The organism is Streptomyces sp. NPDC052040, from assembly GCF_044548405.1.
Classification (GTDB): Bacteria; Actinomycetota; Actinomycetes; order Streptomycetales; family Streptomycetaceae; genus Streptomyces.
In genome coordinates, this window is sequence record NZ_JBIUBV010000001.1 from 786,614 (window position 1) to 803,965 (window position 17,352).

A 17,352-nucleotide genomic window follows, 5' to 3' on the forward strand; every position below is an offset into this window, starting at 1 on the left:
CGTTGCGTCAGCGGGCGGGAGCGCGTGCCGCGAGTACCGGGATGGAAGCGATCTTCTGTGTGTCCAGGTGTTCCCAGATCAGTCCGGACGGTCGGTGCGGGGAGGGGCAGGTGATGGTCTCCTCGGGTGTCACGATCACGTCGATGCCGACGTCATGCGGGGTCGCGGGCAGTTCCTCGTCGAGGACTTGGAGTGTGTGCACAGTGGTCACGACCACGGTGTGTTCGCCGATGAGGCCGGCTTCGACGAGGAAGGCGAATTCCAGGTCGGAGTAGCCGGCCCCTTTGCCGATGCGTACCCCTGCCCGGTTCACGGCGACGCTGCCCAGTACCACCATGTCCACCGGCCGGAGGGCGTCCACACCGACTTTGGGGGCGATGTCGGCGGCGACCCGGCTGGACGCGGCCTCGGTCGGCGGGATGGTGAGGGCCGCGGGGTCGAGCAGGTAGAAGGGGAGGGGGTCGGCCAGTTTGGGCACGGCCATGTAGACGGTCCTGCCTTCGGACAGGGCGAGGGCGCGCACGGGCAGCTGGGCCTTGTCCGGCACGGACTTGACGACTCTGGCGCTTTTCCAGGCGGCCAGCTCGCCGAGTGCGACGGCTGCCTGTTCTGATCCGATGAAGTTCGGGATGCGGCCGTGCGTGGTGGCGTCGTGGGCCGCTCCGCCGGCGTCAAGAGTGTCCCAGACGCGTTCGCGCACTCGCTGCTTCTCGCGGTCCACGTCCGTGGACGGTCGGTGGTCATTCATGCCGCCTCCATCAGTGCCATCAGGCGATCCTGGGCCTCCTGTACCGCGTTCTCGGCCCGCCAGGGGCGCAGTTCGCGCGCGGCACGGAAGACGATGTTCATTCCACCACCTCCGCGCGTTCCCCGCAGTTCGTCAATGGCATCGTTGAACACGACGAGCGCGGCCTCGAGGTCACCACGGCGGATCGCGGCAAGGACGAGGTTCCCCAGGACGATCGCCCGCGACTTACGGCGGCCCTGCATACACGCCGCCGTGTCTTGTAAGAACTGCTGTGCCTTGTCGAACTTCCCGAGAGTCAAATAGCAGGAGCCGGCGAGGCGACCGAAGTGGGTCGGGGTGAACAGTTCATGGGCCGCGTCGGTTCCATCAGAGCGTTCGAGGCGCCTCTCGGCTCCGAGCAGGGCACGTTCGCATTGGCTGGCTTCGCCGAGGAAGGCATGAGCCTCTGCCGCGTGCAGCAGGGCAAGACCTGTCAGGGCATGGCTCGTTTTCCGGGCGACCCGAGCGGCCTGGAGTGCGAGTTCGAGACCCTGACGGTGATCGTTCGCTCCGTACAGGGCGACGTAGCAGGTGCGGAGGAGGGCATGACCCTCGGTTGCGTGGTGACGCAGGTGGCGTGCCAGCTCCAGGCTCTGTGCGTAGTAGGCGCGGGCTGACGTGTGGTCCCGCCGTTGTGACACGTCCCAGATCAGCTGGCCCATGAGCGTGGCCGCGTCGGCTTGCAGTGCGCGCAGTTCGCGCTGCACACGGCCGACCGGGGCCCCATCGGCGAGGAACGCGGTCTTGTCGAGGTGCTGTGCGGCTTCCGCGAGCAGCGTCGCCGAGGGTTCGACGTCGTAGCGGTCCGTCAGGTTTTCCATTTCGGAGCGCAGTTCCGCTGCCACGATCAGGTCGACGCCCGATGGATGTCGTAGTGCGTAACTGACACGTTCCGTGCGCCTGAACGCAGTCGATGACACCGCCGTCAGCAGGTCTTCCAGTTCCTCGGCGCCCACGCGGAGGAGTCCGGCCAGGCGGGGCCGTATGAAGGGGAGCGGGCTGGAACCGCCTGCCTCCCAGCGCCGAACCGTGGAGCGCTCCACCCCGAGCTGCTCGGCAAGGGACTCTTGGGTGAATCCCAGTGCACGACGCCGTCGAACAAGTTCGTTCCTCTTCACCGCCATGGGTCAACTCTCCCCATCGTCATCGGCCTCGACAGCAGAGAGGCATCCCAGGCCGGGCCCTGGTCTGCCCCCGCGATGCCCCCCGTCCCCGCCCCAATTCTGCTCTGGTTCCGCCTGCTTGGAGGCGGTTCCTTGGATCTGGCTCAGCGGACCGAACCACTCGCTCCGCACTCCCTTCCGCCAATGACCGTTGAGGAGACCCGTTGCTGAGGATCGACGACGTGGACCCGGGTGCGGGGCACCATCAAGTGCCACGGGTGAACTGTTCGCCCGACACCCACCCTTTCGACGGCGTCATCCCGGCAGAGAAAAGACCAGGGCGCGTGGACGAACGGGTTGAACTCTGGCTCAGGCGCACGGCCGCCTCCGTCGGGAAGGCGCGCGCCTTTGTCCGGGCAGTACTCCCTGTCGAGCAACTCCGCCATCGTATCGACGACATCACGCTCTGTGTGTCAGAGCTGGCCACGAACGCGGTGCTGCACGGCAGCCCGGCCGGTCACCTCATCCTCGTGCGAGTGATCGCCCACGAGGCGCTCCTGCGGATCGAAGTGCACGACGCAGGTGAAAGCCATCCCCTGCCGAAGGCCCCGGCCGACGATGACCCGTCTGGACGCGGGCTCTTCCTTGTCGAGGCTCTCGCCGATGACTGGGGGGCCGCACCACGTGATGGACTCGGCAAGCTCGTCTGGGTCGAATTCACGTTGCCTGCGGACGTGTCCGTACATCAGCCCCTGTCATGCTGATCGCTCCGCCGACCGTGGGTCCCCTTGAAACGTGCCGCTGTGCGGGTCCCAGTTGATCACCGGTGGGGCCCATTCGCCGCACTCGAAGGCCCCGTTGCGCTTGCGCTCGGCCCCGGCCCGCTCGGTGACGGGTCGCCCTGACGTCGGCAGCCGGGCTTCACTCATCCGTCTTGTTTTTGCAGGAGGCAGCTGTGCCCATCCACCGAACCGCCGTCCGGAGCTTCCTCGGCGGCCCCGGACTGACCCCCGCAGATCTGGCCATGGTCTTCCTCATGCGGGAGGACGACGACACAAAGCCCCGGCCGATGCCCACGCTGCCTCTGCGAGAGGTCTCCGCGGCTGTCGAGGCCCTCGCATCCGTCGGCGTGAAGGCGGTGAAGATCTTCGCGGGGTCCAGGGTCAGAGATGCCCAAGCATCCCAGGGTGCTTCCCCCACCGGCCTGATGGCCCGCTCCATCCGGTCAGCGAAGAAGACCGCACCCGGCATGCTCGTCATGACGGAGACATGTGTCTGCTCGCACAACGACTCCGGTGAATGCTGGCTCGCCGACCAGCGTGGGGACATGGACCTGAAGCAGACGATCAGGATCCTCGCGGCCCAGGCTGTGATGCAGGCCGAGGCAGGGGCGGACATCGTGGGCCCGGCAGCGATGATGCCCGGAGCCGTACGTGCCGTCCGCGAGGCTCTCGACGGGGCGGGTCACAGGGCGGTGGGCATCATGCCGCACCTGATCTTCGAGTCGTCCCTGTACGAGGGCTACCGGGCCTCCATGGGAGCAGTTCCTCGCTCGGGAGCCCGGGTGTTCCAGATCGACCCGGGTCGGCCCCAGCAAGCGGTCCAGGTGGCACGCGACATGGTGGACGAGGGCGCCGACATGATCCTCACCGAGCCCGCACTCCACACTGTCGATACCCTCGTCCACCTCAAGGACAAGATTCCCGTCCCCGTGGTCCCGTTCTCCGTATCGGGCGAGTACCTGCGCCTGACCGACCGTCGCGACGACGGCGGTCGCGACGTGAGAGGCCTGATCGAGGCATATACCGTCCTCAAGCGCGCGGGTGCGGCCCGCATCATCACCTACGGTGCCCTGGACATCGCCCGAGAGATCAGGGCTCTCTGATCGACGCCAGAATGTCGGCCGCGCCCTGTGCGAGGAGATCGGCCGCGACGCAGGCGCCGAGCTTGTCGGGGTCGTCGACCGGTCCCTCTCCGATCGCCGTAACCTGCCGAACCCCGTTCAGAGAGGTCACCGCGGCGGAGAGGTGGAGAAGTCCGTCAGGGCCGATCCGGCCCCAGGCGCCAACGGGGACGGAGCAGCCCCCGTGAAGTTCGGCCAGCAGGGCGCGCTCGGCACGTACGCAGGCGTCGACCCCCAGGTCCCCCGTCCGCGCCAGGAGTCTGGCAGCCGGAGAGTCGGCTCGGACCTGGATGCCGAGCGCACCCTGCCCGGGAGACGGAGGGAAGAGTGCGGGGTCGAGCATCTCGTGCACCTCAGGTGCCAGGGCGAGCCGGTTCAGTCCCGCTGCCGCGAGCACCACGGCGTCGAGTCCGCCCTTGGTCGTCCGGGCGAGCCGTCCGGGGACGTTGCCGCGGATCGGCACCACGTCCAGGTCCGGTCGGTGAGCGAGGAGTTGAGCGACCCGGCGCGGGGCTCCGGTGCCGACCCGGGCTCCCTTCCGCAAGCCCGCCAGCGTCGATCCGCACAGCACGTCGCGTACGTCCTCGCGTGGTCCGGGAGTCCTCAGCAGGAGTGTGCCGTCGTGCACGGAGGTGGGAAGGTCCTTGAGTGAATGGACGATCACATCGACCTGCCCGGTGACGAGGGCTGCCTCCTGGTTGGTGGAGAAGGCGCTCCCACCGGCGGTCCTGGCGACCTCGGCGAGAGTCGGTGTCACACGGTCCTGGTCACCTCCTTCGAGGATGACCTCTCGCTTGAACGTGACGCCAGGGAATTGCTCGGCGATCGGCGTGAGCCACTCCGTGACCTGCGTCCGGGCCAGCTTGCTGGCCCGGGAGCCAATGCGCACCACGTCGCCCATTCGGATCAACTCCTCGTCCCAGCAGGCTTGTTGGCGACTCATCGTACGTCCATCGAAACCGTGTGTTTTCCGACGGATTGTCACCAAAGGGGAATCCGCGGATGAAAGCCCTGCGTGGTGGTGTCGGAAGGGCGGCCGGGGGGTGTCCGGGCGTGGCCGGTGGTCAGGTGGTGGGCCGGGTTCGTATGCCGTCCAGGGCTACGGCCAGGACGCGGTCGCGCTGGGCGTCGTCCAGGAAGTTCGTCGCGGTGATCCCGGCGACCATCCGGATCACATCGTCGAAGCCGATGTCGGTGCGGGCGCCGCCCTCCTTCTGGGCCCGCTCGAACAGGGGGCCGCCCGCCTGGTACATGGACTCCCGGCAGGCGAGGAAGATGTCCGACTCGTCGTCCATCGCCTCGCGGATGGCCCGCTTGGTCACCGTGTAGTCCACGAACCGGCGCAGCCAGGAGGTGAGCGCCTCCCACGGCTCCCGGTCCGCCACCTCCCGGGCCACCCGGCACAGATCGTTGACTTCCCCGGCGTAGACGCTCTCGAAGAGGTGCCGACGGGTCGGGAAGTTGCGGTAGAGGGTGCCGATGCCGACACCGGCGCGTCGGGCGATGTCCTCCAGGGAGGCTTCCGCGCCGTTCTCCGCGAAGGCCTCGCGGGCGGCGGCGAGCAGTGCGTCGTAGTTGCGGGCGGCGTCCTTCCGGTGCGGTCGCTGGGCCGCGACGATCTCGCTCACGGGGAACGGCTGGGCCGTCACTGCTGCCTCCCTGACGGAACCCGCTTGAAGCGGAGGGTCACCTCCGGTACAGTGGAGGCGTACCTCCACTTTAGCAGTCGGGGTGTGCCCCGGCCCGGCCGTGTGCACGTCGTGCGCGGCGCCGCCGTTCCCGTACCCCTCGACATCGCCTCGACATCTTTTGAACCGAGCCGGGCCCGGTGTCCGGCCGCACACCTGTGATCGCCGTCCGCGGCTCCCGGTGTGCGCCGTGCCGCCCGTGGCACGGCGGAACCCGTACCACCCCGGACCGACGACCTCGGCCCCACCCTGCCCGGAGAGGCTTTTCGATGCCACGGAACTCCACCCGTCTCACCTTCGCCGTCCTGGCGACCGGTGCGGGCGTGTTCTCCATGTTGCAGTCGCTGATCGCGCCCGCCCTGCCGACCGTCCAGCACGCGCTGCACACCTCGCAGTCCACCGCCACCTGGGTGATGACGGCCTATCTGCTGTCCGCCTCGGTGTTCACACCGATCCTCGGCCGGGTCGGTGACCTCGTCGGCAAGAAGCGCACCCTGGTCGCCGTGCTGCTGACCGTGCTGGCGGGCTGTCTGCTCGCCGCCCTCGCGCCCAGCATCGGCGTACTGATCGTCGCCCGGGTCGTCCAGGGCGCCGGCGGTGCGCTGTTCCCGCTGTCCTTCGGGATCATCCGTGACGAGTTCGCCCCCTCCGAGGTCCCCGGAAGCATCAGCAACCTGTCCGCCGTGATCGCCGCGGGCGGCGGCGTCGGCATGGTGGCGGCGGGGCCCATCGTGTCCGCGCTCGACTACCACTGGCTGTTCTGGATCCCGGTCGGCGTCGTCGCCGCCACCACGCTGATCGCCCTGCGCTATGTGCCCGAGTCGCCGCGCCGGGCCGAGGGCCGGGTCAACTGGGCCGGTGCCGTGCTGCTCTCCGCCTGGCTTGTGGCCCTGCTGCTGCCGCTCAGCGAGGCGACCCGATGGGGCTGGGGCTCGGCCCGGGTGATCAGTCTGTTCGTCGCGGCCGTGGTGCTCTTCGCGCTGTGGCTGACCTCCGAGGCGCGCTCCCGCAGCCCGCTGATCGATCTGCGCGTCATGCGGCTGCCCGCCGTGTGGACCACCAACGCCGCCGCACTGCTGTTCGGCGCCGGTATGTACTCCATCTGGTCCTTCCTGCCGGGCTTCGTCCAGACGCCCTCTTCGGCGGGATACGGCTTCGGCGCGACCGTGACCGCGTCGGGACTGCTCATGGTGCCGATGCTGGTCGCCATGTTCCTCTCGGGTGTGCTGAGCGGCCGTCTGGAGCCGGTGGTGGGCGCCAAGGCCCTGCTCACGACCGGTGCCGCGCTGGGCGCGGTGGCCTGTGGCTTCCTGGCGCTCTGGCACGACCGGCAGTGGCAGGTGGCCCTGGTGGCGGGCGTGTTCGGCTTCGGCATCGGACTGGCCTTCGCCTCGATGGCCAATCTGATCGTCGGCAGCGTGCCGCCCGAGCAGACCGGCGCCGCGACCGGGATGAACGCCAACATCCGGACGATCGGCGGCTCCATAGGCGCCGCCGTCACCAGCGTGCTGGTGACGGACCGCCTCCAGCCCTCCGGCCTGCCCTACGCCTCCGGCTACACCCATGGCTTCGGGCTGCTGGCCCTGCTCTGCCTCGGTGCTGCCCTGGCCGCGCTGCTCGTCCCGGTCCGGCACGCGGGCCGTGTCATCGGTGTGCCGCGCGCCGCCGATCACCCGGTGCACACCGAGCCGGAGACCGCCGTACCGGGCACACGCGGCTGACCCCCGCCGGGCTCTGTCCCGCTGTTACCAAGTGCGGACAGAGTCCGGTGAACTCCCCTCGCTGGAGGGTCATCTGACGGGGTGTAGGCAATAGAAGACCGGCGGCCCCCCTGCGGGGAGCAGGGGGAAGCGCCGTGTCCCGACCATCCATGGGGGATTCCGATCATGACCACTCGCCCTGTCCGCCACGCTCGTCGTGCCGTCCGTACCGTCCGTACCGTCCGTACCGTCCGTTCCGTCGGCCTGGTGGCCGTCGCCGCGGCTGCGGCGTTCTCGCTGACCGCCTGCGCGGGCGGGGGCAAGAGCGCCGCAGCCGGTTCGGAGACGAGGACCGCCGCCTCGGCCGCCTCGCTCTCCGTCGGCAGCGGCGGTGCGCACCACGGCGCCAGGACAAGCGCGGACAACGCCCCGGCCGGTGTGCGGACCGGCACGCTGGCCGCCGTCGCGCACCACGGCACCACACCGTCCGCCGCGGCCAGGACGGAAACCCCGGTCCGCACCCGGACTCTGGCGGACGGCAGCAAGGCCGAGATCTACCGGCTCAGCGGCCAGCGCTACCGCGCCAAGCTGGTCCACCAGGGTTCGGTCTACGCCACCCTGGAAACCAACGGCCGGGACGCCGGGCTCGACGCCAATGACATGTTCGTGGTGCTCACTCTGGGCGGCGAGGTCCACTCCTGGATGGGCGGCGGACACCAGGGACCCGGCACCTTCCACCTCGCGGGCGACTGGACGGCCAAGGTGACGAAGATCGGTGACAACAACCGGTACCGGGCGCAGATCATCGGGCTCGACGGCTCGGTGGACGCCACACTGGACGCCAACCAGCACGATGTCGGTCTCGACGCCAACGGTGTGTACATCGTGCTCAGCGCCGGTGGCGTGATCAGCGCCCACATGTAGCCCACATGTAGCCCACCCACATGTAGCCCGCATGCAGTCCGCACGGGGTCCGCGGGCAAGGGACTTCGCCCGCGGGACCCACGGCCGCGGCGGGCCGGCCTCAGCGGTGGCGGCGGATCACCGGCCCGTCCTCCGCGGCCAGTTCACGGGCCCGCTCGACCGCGGCGGCGACCGAGGTGCGGATGATCGGGCCATGGCCGGGGAGCAGCACATCGGCGTCCAGCTCCGCCAGAACGGTGAGGGAGTCCAGCGCCCTGGCCCGGTCGCGGTGGAACATCCTGGGCAGCAGCTGGGGCCCGCGGCACCGGGAGGTCGGATGGCCGCTCACCAGCGCGTCACCCGTGATCAGAATCCCGCTGTCCGGCAGCAGATAGGCGCAGTGCCCATCGGTGTGACCGGGGGTGAGCACCGGAAGCGGTCGCCCCGGGAGGTCGAGTCGGCCCTCCCCGGGGAACGGCTGCGGCTCGACGACCGGGACATGTGCCGTCCCGCCCGCCCGCAGGGCGTGCGCGGCCCAGGACAGGACGCCGGGGCGCCAGCCGTTGGCCAGGACCCGGCCGACCGACACCTGGTGCAGGAACTCCCGCCGTGCATGCGGGAGTTCCGCCCGGTGCATCAGAACGGCCGTCCCGTGTGTGCACCGCAGATGTTCCGCCGCGCCCATGTGGTCGTTGTGCGCATGGGTGATCAGCACGGCCGCCACCCCGCGGGGGTCGACGCCCACGGCCGCCAGGGACGCGAGCAGGCGCTCCCGGTCCCGGGGGTATCCCGTGTCGACGAGGACGGCGGCGTCACCGTCCTTGACGATCACCCAGTTGGTACTGCTCCCGGGAACGAGGAACACATCGGCCGCGACCTCGACAAGGCTCACAGGGGGCATGGGATCACCGGTCTTCCCTCGGGGCCGGAGAGCGGGCGGCCCGGACGTACGGCGGACAGAAGACGCCTCGCCGGGCGCCGCGGAGGCATCCTCTCGCAGCCGGGGCCGAGTCCCGGGCATCCCGCGTGCACGGGAGGGCGGCAGCCCGCCTTGTTCACGGTGAGCGCCGCTGATACGGGCATCCCGCGTGCACGGGAGGGCGGGTGCGGTGCCGCCGTCCGGGCGAGGTGACTGCTCCGGCCCCGCACGCCGCGGGGGCCGGGCGGAGTAGTCTGCGCGCCATGCGGATCTCGGTCTCCTCTGACATGGACGAACCCGTCGCCCGCGGCCTGGTCGAGGAGTTGCGCGACCGGGGTCATGAGGTGCTGCTCCACGGAGCCCTGCGTGCCGGTGACGACGACCGGTGGGCGGTGTGCTCGGAGGCGGCGGCCCGCGACGTCGCCGAGGGGAGGGCGGACCAGGCCGTCGTGTGCTGCTGGACCGGCACCGGCGCGTCGATCGCCGCGAACAAGGTGCCGGGAGTACGGGCCGCGCTGTGCACGGACGCCTACACGGCCGGGGGCGCGCGCCGCTGGAACGACGCCAATGTGCTGGCCCTCAGTCTGCGGCTGACGTCCGGGCCGCTGCTGAGGGAGATCCTCGACGCCTGGTTCGCGGCCGAGGCGAGCGCGGAGGCCGACGACCGGCAGAACGTCGCTCATGTCGGACGCATTGGAGACATTGGGCGCATTGGACCCACTGGACCCATCGGACGCATCGGCCGCGAGGGGGCCGCGCCGTAGTCGCCGGGGGAGCGTCGGTCCGCCCGGGCCCGGGCCCGGGGCCGGCAGTCAGCCGCCCGCCACCAGTTCCGGCACCGTCCGCAGCGCCGACTCGTCCGCCGTCGGGCCCTCGCCCCGGTCCCGTACGTTCCCGCCCCGGTCCCGTACGCTCCACAGCCACAGCACATCCCGCCCGAACGACCACACCAGGGACGCCAGCGCGCCCGCGACCACCGCCGCCGTGGCCGCGTACGGCAGGAAGCCGGACCCGGCCGCCAGCAGGGCGACGCCCTGGAGGGCCGCCACCGTCTTGCGCGCCATGCTCGGCGGCAGCGCGCCGTTCAGCCACGGCAGCACCCGGGCCGCCGCCACGAACACGTAGCGCATCCCGCCGATCAGCAGCACCCAGGGGCCCAGCGACATCGACACATAGACACTCAGCACCAGGATCAGAAACGCGTCGACCTCCATGTCGAAGCGTGCGCCCAGCGCCGTCGAGGTGCCCGTGCGGCGGGCCACCTTGCCGTCCACGCCGTCCAGGATCAGCGCCACCGCGGTCAGGCCCACCAGCAGCGTCACCGGCGGCGAACTCTCGAAGGAGTCGGCGACCAGCGCCGTGACACCGCCCACCAGGGTGGCCCGGCCCAGGGTGACCCGGTTGGCCGGACCGAAGGAGCGCAGCCGGGAGCGGAGCACGGCACGGGTGAGCACCGCCCAGGTGGCGAGCGCGAACGCCAGGCCGGTCAGCCAGCCCGCCGGGCCCATGCCGATCGCCGTGCCCAGCAGGGTCAGCAGCAGCACCTGCACACCCGCTCCCACGGTCGTCTCCTGCTGCAAGAGCCTCGCCTCGTACATGTGGTTCAGGGCCACCGCTCACCTTCCGGCCAAGTGACAGATTCGATCTTCGCCGCGTACCTTGTGCGCGACTTCTCGTAGCTGCGGTACGTGAAGAGTCGGTCGATCGTTCAGGAGGACGCAGATGGACCTCACCGCTCGGGCCTTCTGGCTGCGCTCGCCGGGCCAGGGGGAGGTGCGCCGCACCGAGCTGCCCGAACCCGGCGACGGCGAGGTACTCGTACGCGCCCTGTACTCGGGTGTCAGCCGCGGCACCGAGACCCTCGTCTTCCGCGGCGGGGTGCCGGAGAGCCAGCATGCCGCGATGCGTGCCCCGTTTCAGGAGGGCGACTTCCCGGCCCCCGTGAAATACGGCTATCTCAGCGTCGGCCGCGTGGAGCACGGGCCCGCCGACCTGGCCGGACGCACCGTCTTCTGCCTCTACCCGCACCAGAGCCGCTATGTGGTGCCCGCCTCGGCGGTCACCGTCGTACCGGACTCCGTGCCCGCCGGCCGTGCCGTCCTGGCCGGCACGGTGGAGACCGCCGTCAACGCGGTCTGGGACGCGGGCCCCCAGATCGGGGACCGGATCGCGGTGGTCGGCGGCGGCATGGTCGGCTGCTCCGTCGCCGCCCTCCTCGCACGCCACCCCGGGGTACGGGTCCAGCTCGTGGACGCCGACCCCGGCCGCGCCGGGACCGCCCGCGCGCTCGGCGTGGACTTCGCGCTGCCCGGGGACGCGCTCGGCGACTGCGACCTCGTCGTCCACGCCAGCGCCAGCGAGGCGGGCCTCCTCACGTCCCTGGAACTGCTCGCCCCCGAGGGCACCGTCGTCGAACTCAGCTGGTACGGCGACCGGCGCGTCACCCTGCCGCTCGGCGAGGCCTTCCACTCGCGCCGCCTCACCCTGCGCAGCAGCCAGGTCGGCACCGTCTCGCCGCGCGCCCGGCACGGACGCGGCTACGCCGAACGGATGGCCCTCGCCCTGGAACTGCTCGCCGACCCCGCCTTCGACGCACTCATCACCGGGGAGTCCGACTTCGAGGACCTCCCCGGCCTGCTGCCGCGCCTCGCGGACGGCGAACTCAAGGGCCTGTGCCACCGTATCCGCTACGCCGCCGACTGAGTCCCGGCCGTCCCCGCCGCCCGAGTTGTCCGGACTCCTGGGAAACCCTCAGGGAATTCGCAGAAAAGACCGGCACAAGGAGAACGGGCAGCTGAACAACGCGCCGGGACCGGCCGTACTACACGACATGCCCCGACAGGGGGCAGACGTACCGCACCTGGAGGGTCGTCCGTTGTTCAGCATCACCGTCCGCGATCACCTGATGATCGCCCACAGCTTCCGCGGCGAGGTCTTCGGACCGGCGCAACGACTGCACGGAGCGACGTTCCTCGTGGACGCCACCTTCCGCCGCGCGGAGTTGGACGACGACAACATCGTCGTCGACATCGGACTGGCCACACAGGAGCTGGGCGCCGTGGTGAGCGCGCTCAACTACCGCAACCTCGACAACGAGCCCGACTTCGCGCACACCAACACCTCGACCGAGTTCCTGGCCAAGGTGATCGCGGACCGCCTCGCCGAGCGGATCCACCAGGGAGCGCTGGGCGAGGGCGCCCGGGAGATCGCCGGTCTCACCGTCACGCTCCACGAGTCCCACATCGCCTGGGCGAGTTATGAGCGTGCCCTGTGACGGACACGACCATCGGCCGTACGCCACCGGGCTCACTCGGCCGGACGCCCCCGGCCCGGCTGAACTATGTGCCCGTGCAGAACACGGCGCTGAAAAACGCCGATGTCATCCCCATGTCCCTGCGCACCGTGCACTTCGTCATGCCGGGCGGTGTCGACGACCCGGCCACCCCCAGCGGCGGCAACGCCTACGACCGCCGTATCTGCCTCGACCTGCCCGGCTTCGGCTGGCAGGTTCGGCAGCACACCGTGGACGGCTCCTGGCCCCGGCCCGGGGCCGCCGCCCGCGCGGAACTCGCCCGCACCCTGCGGGAAATGCCCGACGGCACGACCGTCCTGCTCGACGGCCTGGTCGCCTGCGGCGTCCCCGAGATCATCACCCCCGAGGCCGACCGGCTCGGCCTCGCCGTCCTGGTGCATCTGCCGCTCGGGGACGAGACGGGCCTCGACCCGGCCACTGCGGCCGCACTCGACGCCAAGGAGCGCGCCACCCTGCGCGCCGTGCCCGCCGTCGTCGCCACCAGCGACTGGGCCGTACGCCGGCTCGTCTCCCACCACGGACTCGCGCCCGAACGCGTCCACGCCGCCGCGCCCGGCGCCGACATCGCGCCGCTGGCCCCCGGCACCGACGGCGTCTCCCGTCTGCTGTGCGTGGCCGCCGTCACCCCCCGCAAGGGCCAGCACCGGCTGATCGAGGCCCTCGCCGCCGTCAAGGACCTGCCGTGGAGCTGCCACTGCGTCGGCGGCCTCGGCCAGGACCCCGAGTACGTCGACCGGCTGCGCGCCCTCATCGACACCCATGGCCTCGGCGATCGGCTGCACCTCGTCGGACCGCGGTCCGGCGCCGCCCTCGACGCCAGCTACGCCGCCGCCGACCTGATGGTCCTGACCTCCTACGCGGAGACCTACGGCATGGCCGTCACCGAGGCGCTCGCCCGGGGCATCCCGGTCCTCGCCACCGACGTCGGCGGCCTGCCGGAGGCCGTCGGGCGCGCGCCCGACGGCGGGGTGCCCGGCATCCTCGTACCGCCGGAGGACCCCGCCGCACTGGCCGCGGAACTGCGCGGCTGGTTCGGCGAGGCGGATGTGCGCCGGAGGCTGAAGGCCGCCGCGCGCGGCCGCCGGGCCGCACTGGACGGATGGGCGACCACGGCCCGCAGCCTGGCGGGCGTTCTGGCCGGGCTGCCCCACAAGCCCTGGAGGGCGGCATGAGCACACCGAGCACTCCCCCCGGACCCGGGGCGCACCCGGTCCCCGCCGAGGGCTCCGGGCCCGACGTCCCCCGCTACGCCCCCCAGTGGCTCCAGCTGCGCGAACCCGCGGACGCGGCGGCCCGCTCCCGGGAGCTGCTCGACCCGCTGCGCAAGCGGCTCGGGGCCGACGGCGACGTGGTCGTGCACGACCTGGGCTGCGGCACCGGCTCGATGGGCCGTTGGCTCGCCCCGCTCCTCGACGGCGCCCAGCACTGGGTCCTGCACGACCGGGACCCCTATCTGCTGCACTTCGCCACGGTGAGCGCCCCGGGGACGGCCGCCGACGGGAGCCGGATCACCGTCACCACCCGGCGCGGCGACATCGGACGGCTCACCCCGGACGCCCTGGCAGGGGCTTCCCTGGTGACCGCCTCCGCGCTGCTCGACGTCCTCACCGCCGAGGAGCTGGAAGCCTTCGCCGCGGCCTGCGTCGGGGCGGGGTGCCCGGCGCTGCTCACCCTGTCCGTCGTCGGCCGGGTGGACCTCACCCCCGGCCATCCCCTGGACCGGGAGATCGCCGACGCCTTCAACGCCCACCAGCGCCGCGGGGGCCTGCTCGGCCCGGACGCGGTCCCGGCCGCCCGCACGGTCTTCGAGCGGCTGGGTGCGACCGTGGGCGTGGCGGCCAGCCCCTGGCGGCTCGGCGCCGAACAGGCCGCACTGACCGCGGAATGGCTGCGCGGCTGGGTCGGCGCGGCCGTCGAGCAGCGGCCGGACCTCGCGGACCGTGCCGATACGTATCTTCAGGACCGCCTGGCCCTCTGCGCGGCGGGACGGCTGGACGTCGTGGTGCACCACAGCGACATCCTCGTGCTGCCGCGTCCGAAGGGGGCGGCGGGATGACCACCCGGACGGCCGCCCCGACGATTCCCGCGGCCCCGGCCGCCGCGGCTCCGGCCGCAGCAGCCCCGGTCGCTACGGCTCCGGCTGCCGCAGCTCTGGCCGCCGCCCTGGTCGCCACGGCTCCGGCTGCTGCCGCCCCGGCTGGCGCCGCCCCGGTCGCCGAGCAGGCGTCCGCCCGTCGCCGCTCCCTCCCGCGTGCCCTGCGCACCCACCTCGGGACCCTCGCGGGCACCGCCATCCTCGGGGTGCTGCTGTGGCGGCTCGGCACCGGTGTCTTTCTCGACGGACTGCGCCGGATCGACGCCCCGACCCTGCTCGTGGGGCTCGGAATCGGCGTCCTGACCACGGTGTTCAGCGCCTGGCGCTGGTGCCGGGTCGCCGCCGCCCTGAACATCCGGCTGCCGCTCGGCGCCGCCGTCGCCGACTACTACCGCGCCCTGTTCCTCAACGCGGCGCTCCCCGGTGGTGTGCTCGGCGATGTGCACCGCGCGGTGCGCCACGGGCAGAGCACCGGTGATGTGGGGCGGGGCGTACGGGCCGTGGTGCTGGAACGCACCGCCGGTCAGGTGGCCCTGGTGGCCGTCGGCGTGCCGGTGCTGCTCACCTTCCCGTCCCCGGTGCTCGACCAGGGCCGCCGTCTCGCCGGACTACTGGTGCTCGCCGCCCTCGGGGTGCTCGCCGTGGTGGCGGCGCTGCGGCCGGGCCGGGCGTCCCGGCGCTCCCGCCGGTCGCGCACGCTCGGGCCCGCGCTCGCCGAGGCCCGGTCCGCCCTGCTGGCCCGCGGCAGTTGGCCCGCGGTGCTGGTCTCCTCCGTGGTGGTGCTCGCCGGGCATCTGCTGATGTTCCTGGTGGCCGCGCGGGCCGCCGGGTCGCGGGCGTCCTGGGCCACGCTGCTGCCCCTGGCGCTGCTCGCCCTCATCGCCATGGGCCTGCCGCTGAACGTCGGCGGCTGGGGCCCCCGCGAGGGCGTCACCGCCTGGGCGTTCGGCGCGGCGGGCCTCGGTGCGGGCACCGGGCTGGGCGTCGCGGTCGTCTACGGCGTCCTCAGCTTCGCCGCGAGCCTGCCCGGCGTCGTCGTACTCCTGGCCCGGTGGTACACGGGACTGCGGGGCCGGGCAGAGGAACCTGGGATGGCGCAACCCGCCGACCCGGAGGCGTCCTTCAGCCCGAAGGAGCCCTCCAGCTCGGAGGCGCCCTCCAGCCCGGAGGAGCCGTCCAGTTCGTCCAAGGAGTCCGGCGTACGGGGCACGGAGCGCACCCCCCACGCGCTCCGTGCCTCCGTGCCGCACGCCCCGTACCCCCGCTCACCTCCCGGTGCGCGCCCCCGGCTGCTGACGCGGCGTCACGCCCGCCGCGGTGCCCCGGGAGCCGTGCCGTCCGGCCGGGGAGCGGCGGCGGGTTCCCCGGAGGCGACCAGGGAGACATACGCGCCGAAGGAGTCGGCGAGCGCCGCGAGCAACTGCTTCCCCTTCTCCGCGGAAGCCAGCGAGGGACGCCCGATGACACCGGACTCCGTATAGGCCGACATGCCGAGGGTAAGTAGATGCCTGCGGTCGTCGGCAATGAAATCAGTGGTCTCGTAACCGGCTCCGACCCATTCGGGACGGCAGTGCAGAAGAATGGAGGTCTCGATTTCTCCGGCATGCATGTCACTGAGCAACGAGGTCTGTACGCCAGCCTGTTCGCGGGCCGCCTCCCAGTCCTCCGGGGCGGGGAAAAGGGCCATCCGCACACCGCTGCCCGCGGATTCCTGTACGACATTACCGAGGACATAATTCCCGCCATGGCCGTTGACCAGCACCAGGGCCTCCACGCCCGAGCGCCTCAGCGACTCGGCGATGTCCCGCACCACCGCGTGCAGGGTGACCGCGGAAATGCTCACGGTGCCCGGCCAGTCCGCGTGTTCGTGCGAGCAGGAGATCGTCACCGGAGGAAGGAGGTGCACCGGATGGGCGGCCGCGATCTCTTGGGCGATCGCGCAGGCCACCAGGGTGTCGGTGGCCAGCGGCAGATACGGACCGTGCTGTTCGAAACTGCCCACCGGAAGGACGGCGACCTGACGGCCGGAACCCTCCGCCCGGGCCCGGACGTCGTGCGAGGTGTCCGACGGCAGCACATCCGCGCCGCCCCCCGGCCGGTGTCCGGCGGCAACCGCCTCGGCCGTCCCCCGCGTCCCAGAAGTATCCGTAATTCCCGAACCGCTCATGGTTCCAGGGCCTTTCGTCTCGTACCGCCTGCGCTTACAGATTGGAATAGATCATGACAGACATCGACGGGGTGTCCGGCGGCAATGCCCATCTCTCGGAGGTCCCCCGAGCGGTGAATGGTTCCACTCGTGGCGTCACCCGGGTTGTCAATGCCCCGCTGCCCACCAAATACGGTGATTTCGAAGCCGTCGGCTACCTCGACCACGACCGCGGCGACGAACAAGTCGCCCTGGTCTACGGCGACATCGAGGAAGAAGGCATGCTGGTCCGCCTGCATTCCGAATGCCTCACCGGAGACGCCTTCGGGTCCACGCACTGCGAGTGCGGCCCCCAGCTCTCCACCGCACTGCGGCAGATCGTGGCCGAGGGGCGCGGCATCCTGGTCTATCTGCGCGGTCACGAGGGGCGCGGCATCGGCCTGCTCGGCAAGCTGCGCGCGATGAAGCTCCAGGCGGAGGGCCTGGACACGGTGGAGGCGAATCTCGCCCTCGGCTTCCCGGTCGACGCGCGCGACTACCGGGTCGCCGCGGAGATGCTGCACGACCTCGGCGTACGGTCCGTGCGGCTGCTCTCCAACAACCCGCGCAAGCGGGAAGCGCTCGTCCGGCACGGCATCACGGTCCAGGAGCAGGTCTCGCTGCTGATCCCGCCGTGCGAGAACAACATCACCTATCTGCGGACCAAGCGGGAGCGGCTCGACCACTACCTTCCGCACCTCGACGCGGTGGTGCACTCCTCCTGAACGGGTGCGCGGCGGCCCCCGCAGCCGGCCG

General features: G+C 71.5%; 17 protein-coding genes and 1 pseudogene. 11 read left to right on the plus strand and 7 right to left on the minus strand.

Annotated elements, in window-relative coordinates; genetic code table 11:
- Nucleotides 1-7 precede the first annotated feature (7 nt).
- Both ACIHAA_RS03310 and ACIHAA_RS03315 read right to left on the minus strand, forming a co-directional pair.
- On the minus strand, nucleotides 8-748 hold the full coding sequence (locus tag ACIHAA_RS03310) for a 5-formyltetrahydrofolate cyclo-ligase (RefSeq protein WP_399812370.1): 741 nt from the start codon (nucleotides 746-748) through the stop codon (nucleotides 8-10).
- Nucleotides 745-1,911 carry a helix-turn-helix transcriptional regulator gene (locus ACIHAA_RS03315; RefSeq protein ID WP_399812373.1) on the minus strand — a complete coding sequence of 389 codons (1,167 nt, stop codon included), beginning with the start codon at nucleotides 1,909-1,911 and terminating at the stop codon, nucleotides 745-747. The genes ACIHAA_RS03310 and ACIHAA_RS03315 overlap by 4 nt, the downstream gene beginning before the upstream one ends.
- A 203-nt stretch (nucleotides 1,912-2,114) precedes the next feature.
- On the opposite strand from ACIHAA_RS03315, the gene ACIHAA_RS03320 reads away from it, so the two are divergent.
- Nucleotides 2,115-2,654, plus strand: a complete 540-nt coding sequence (locus ACIHAA_RS03320; protein ID WP_399812375.1) for an ATP-binding protein — start codon at nucleotides 2,115-2,117, stop codon at nucleotides 2,652-2,654.
- A gap of 191 nt (nucleotides 2,655-2,845) precedes the next feature.
- Complete coding sequence (locus ACIHAA_RS03325) at nucleotides 2,846-3,775, plus strand: hypothetical protein (RefSeq protein ID WP_399812377.1); 930 nt, start codon at nucleotides 2,846-2,848, stop codon at nucleotides 3,773-3,775.
- Here the strand turns inward: ACIHAA_RS03325 and hemC are convergent.
- Both hemC and ACIHAA_RS03335 read right to left on the minus strand, forming a co-directional pair.
- Entirely contained in the window at nucleotides 3,762-4,736 is a 975-nt protein-coding gene (gene hemC / locus ACIHAA_RS03330) for a hydroxymethylbilane synthase (protein WP_399812381.1), read from the minus strand. The two genes, ACIHAA_RS03325 and hemC, sit on opposite strands and share 14 nt — an antisense overlap.
- 121 nt (nucleotides 4,737-4,857) lie before the next feature.
- Entirely contained in the window at nucleotides 4,858-5,442 is a 585-nt protein-coding gene (locus tag ACIHAA_RS03335; protein WP_399812383.1) for a TetR/AcrR family transcriptional regulator, read from the minus strand.
- Between the two features lie 308 nt (nucleotides 5,443-5,750).
- Here ACIHAA_RS03335 and ACIHAA_RS03340 point away from each other — a divergent pair, with 308 nt between their 5' ends.
- Together ACIHAA_RS03340 and ACIHAA_RS03345 are read left to right on the plus strand one after the other, a co-directional pair.
- Nucleotides 5,751-7,202 carry an MFS transporter gene (locus ACIHAA_RS03340; protein ID WP_399812385.1) on the plus strand — a complete coding sequence of 484 codons (1,452 nt, stop codon included), beginning with the start codon at nucleotides 5,751-5,753 and terminating at the stop codon, nucleotides 7,200-7,202.
- 165 nt (nucleotides 7,203-7,367) lie between these two features.
- A complete protein-coding gene (locus ACIHAA_RS03345) occupies nucleotides 7,368-8,105 on the plus strand; it encodes a hypothetical protein (RefSeq protein ID WP_399812387.1) in 738 nt (245 codons plus the stop codon).
- Between the two features lie 100 nt (nucleotides 8,106-8,205).
- On the opposite strand, the gene ACIHAA_RS03350 is transcribed toward ACIHAA_RS03345, so the two are convergent.
- Nucleotides 8,206-8,985 (minus strand): MBL fold metallo-hydrolase, encoded by a 780-nt coding sequence (locus tag ACIHAA_RS03350; protein WP_399812390.1) that lies wholly within the window; start codon nucleotides 8,983-8,985, stop codon nucleotides 8,206-8,208.
- 281 nt (nucleotides 8,986-9,266) lie between these two features.
- On the opposite strand from ACIHAA_RS03350, the gene ACIHAA_RS03355 reads away from it, so the two are divergent.
- On the plus strand, nucleotides 9,267-9,767 hold the full coding sequence (locus tag ACIHAA_RS03355) for an RpiB/LacA/LacB family sugar-phosphate isomerase (protein WP_399812393.1): 501 nt from the start codon (nucleotides 9,267-9,269) through the stop codon (nucleotides 9,765-9,767).
- Nucleotides 9,768-9,815: 48 nt separating this feature from the next.
- Here ACIHAA_RS03355 and ACIHAA_RS03360 read toward each other — a convergent pair whose 3' ends face one another.
- A complete protein-coding gene (locus tag ACIHAA_RS03360) occupies nucleotides 9,816-10,616 on the minus strand; it encodes a CDP-alcohol phosphatidyltransferase family protein (RefSeq protein WP_399812396.1) in 801 nt (266 codons plus the stop codon).
- A 109-nt stretch (nucleotides 10,617-10,725) separates the two neighbouring features.
- Between ACIHAA_RS03360 and ACIHAA_RS03365 the strand changes: the two genes are divergently transcribed.
- The 5 genes and pseudogenes from ACIHAA_RS03365 to ACIHAA_RS03385 all read left to right on the plus strand — a co-directional run.
- Nucleotides 10,726-11,706 (plus strand): NAD(P)-binding protein, encoded by a 981-nt coding sequence (locus ACIHAA_RS03365; RefSeq protein WP_399812399.1) that lies wholly within the window; start codon nucleotides 10,726-10,728, stop codon nucleotides 11,704-11,706.
- Nucleotides 11,707-11,878: 172 nt separating this feature from the next.
- Nucleotides 11,879-12,277 (plus strand): 6-pyruvoyl trahydropterin synthase family protein, encoded by a 399-nt coding sequence (locus ACIHAA_RS03370; RefSeq protein WP_399812402.1) that lies wholly within the window; start codon nucleotides 11,879-11,881, stop codon nucleotides 12,275-12,277.
- A complete protein-coding gene (locus ACIHAA_RS03375) occupies nucleotides 12,274-13,488 on the plus strand; it encodes a glycosyltransferase family 4 protein (protein ID WP_399812404.1) in 1,215 nt (404 codons plus the stop codon). Before ACIHAA_RS03370 ends, ACIHAA_RS03375 begins: the two co-directional genes overlap by 4 nt.
- Entirely contained in the window at nucleotides 13,485-14,372 is an 888-nt protein-coding gene (locus tag ACIHAA_RS03380) for an SAM-dependent methyltransferase (RefSeq protein ID WP_399812406.1), read from the plus strand. The genes ACIHAA_RS03375 and ACIHAA_RS03380 overlap by 4 nt, the downstream gene beginning before the upstream one ends.
- Nucleotides 14,369-15,376: pseudogene (locus tag ACIHAA_RS03385) on the plus strand (lysylphosphatidylglycerol synthase transmembrane domain-containing protein); the annotation flags it as partial. The gene ACIHAA_RS03380 and the pseudogene ACIHAA_RS03385, both read left to right, overlap by 4 nt.
- Before the next feature lie 338 nt (nucleotides 15,377-15,714).
- On the opposite strand, the gene ACIHAA_RS03390 reads toward ACIHAA_RS03385, so the two are convergent.
- Nucleotides 15,715-16,578, minus strand: a complete 864-nt coding sequence (locus ACIHAA_RS03390) for a creatininase family protein (protein ID WP_399812409.1) — start codon at nucleotides 16,576-16,578, stop codon at nucleotides 15,715-15,717.
- 53 nt (nucleotides 16,579-16,631) lie between these two features.
- Between ACIHAA_RS03390 and ribA the strand changes: the two genes are divergently transcribed.
- Complete coding sequence (gene ribA / locus ACIHAA_RS03395) at nucleotides 16,632-17,321, plus strand: GTP cyclohydrolase II (RefSeq protein ID WP_399812411.1); 690 nt, start codon at nucleotides 16,632-16,634, stop codon at nucleotides 17,319-17,321.
- The last annotated feature ends 31 nt before the right edge of the window (nucleotides 17,322-17,352 follow it).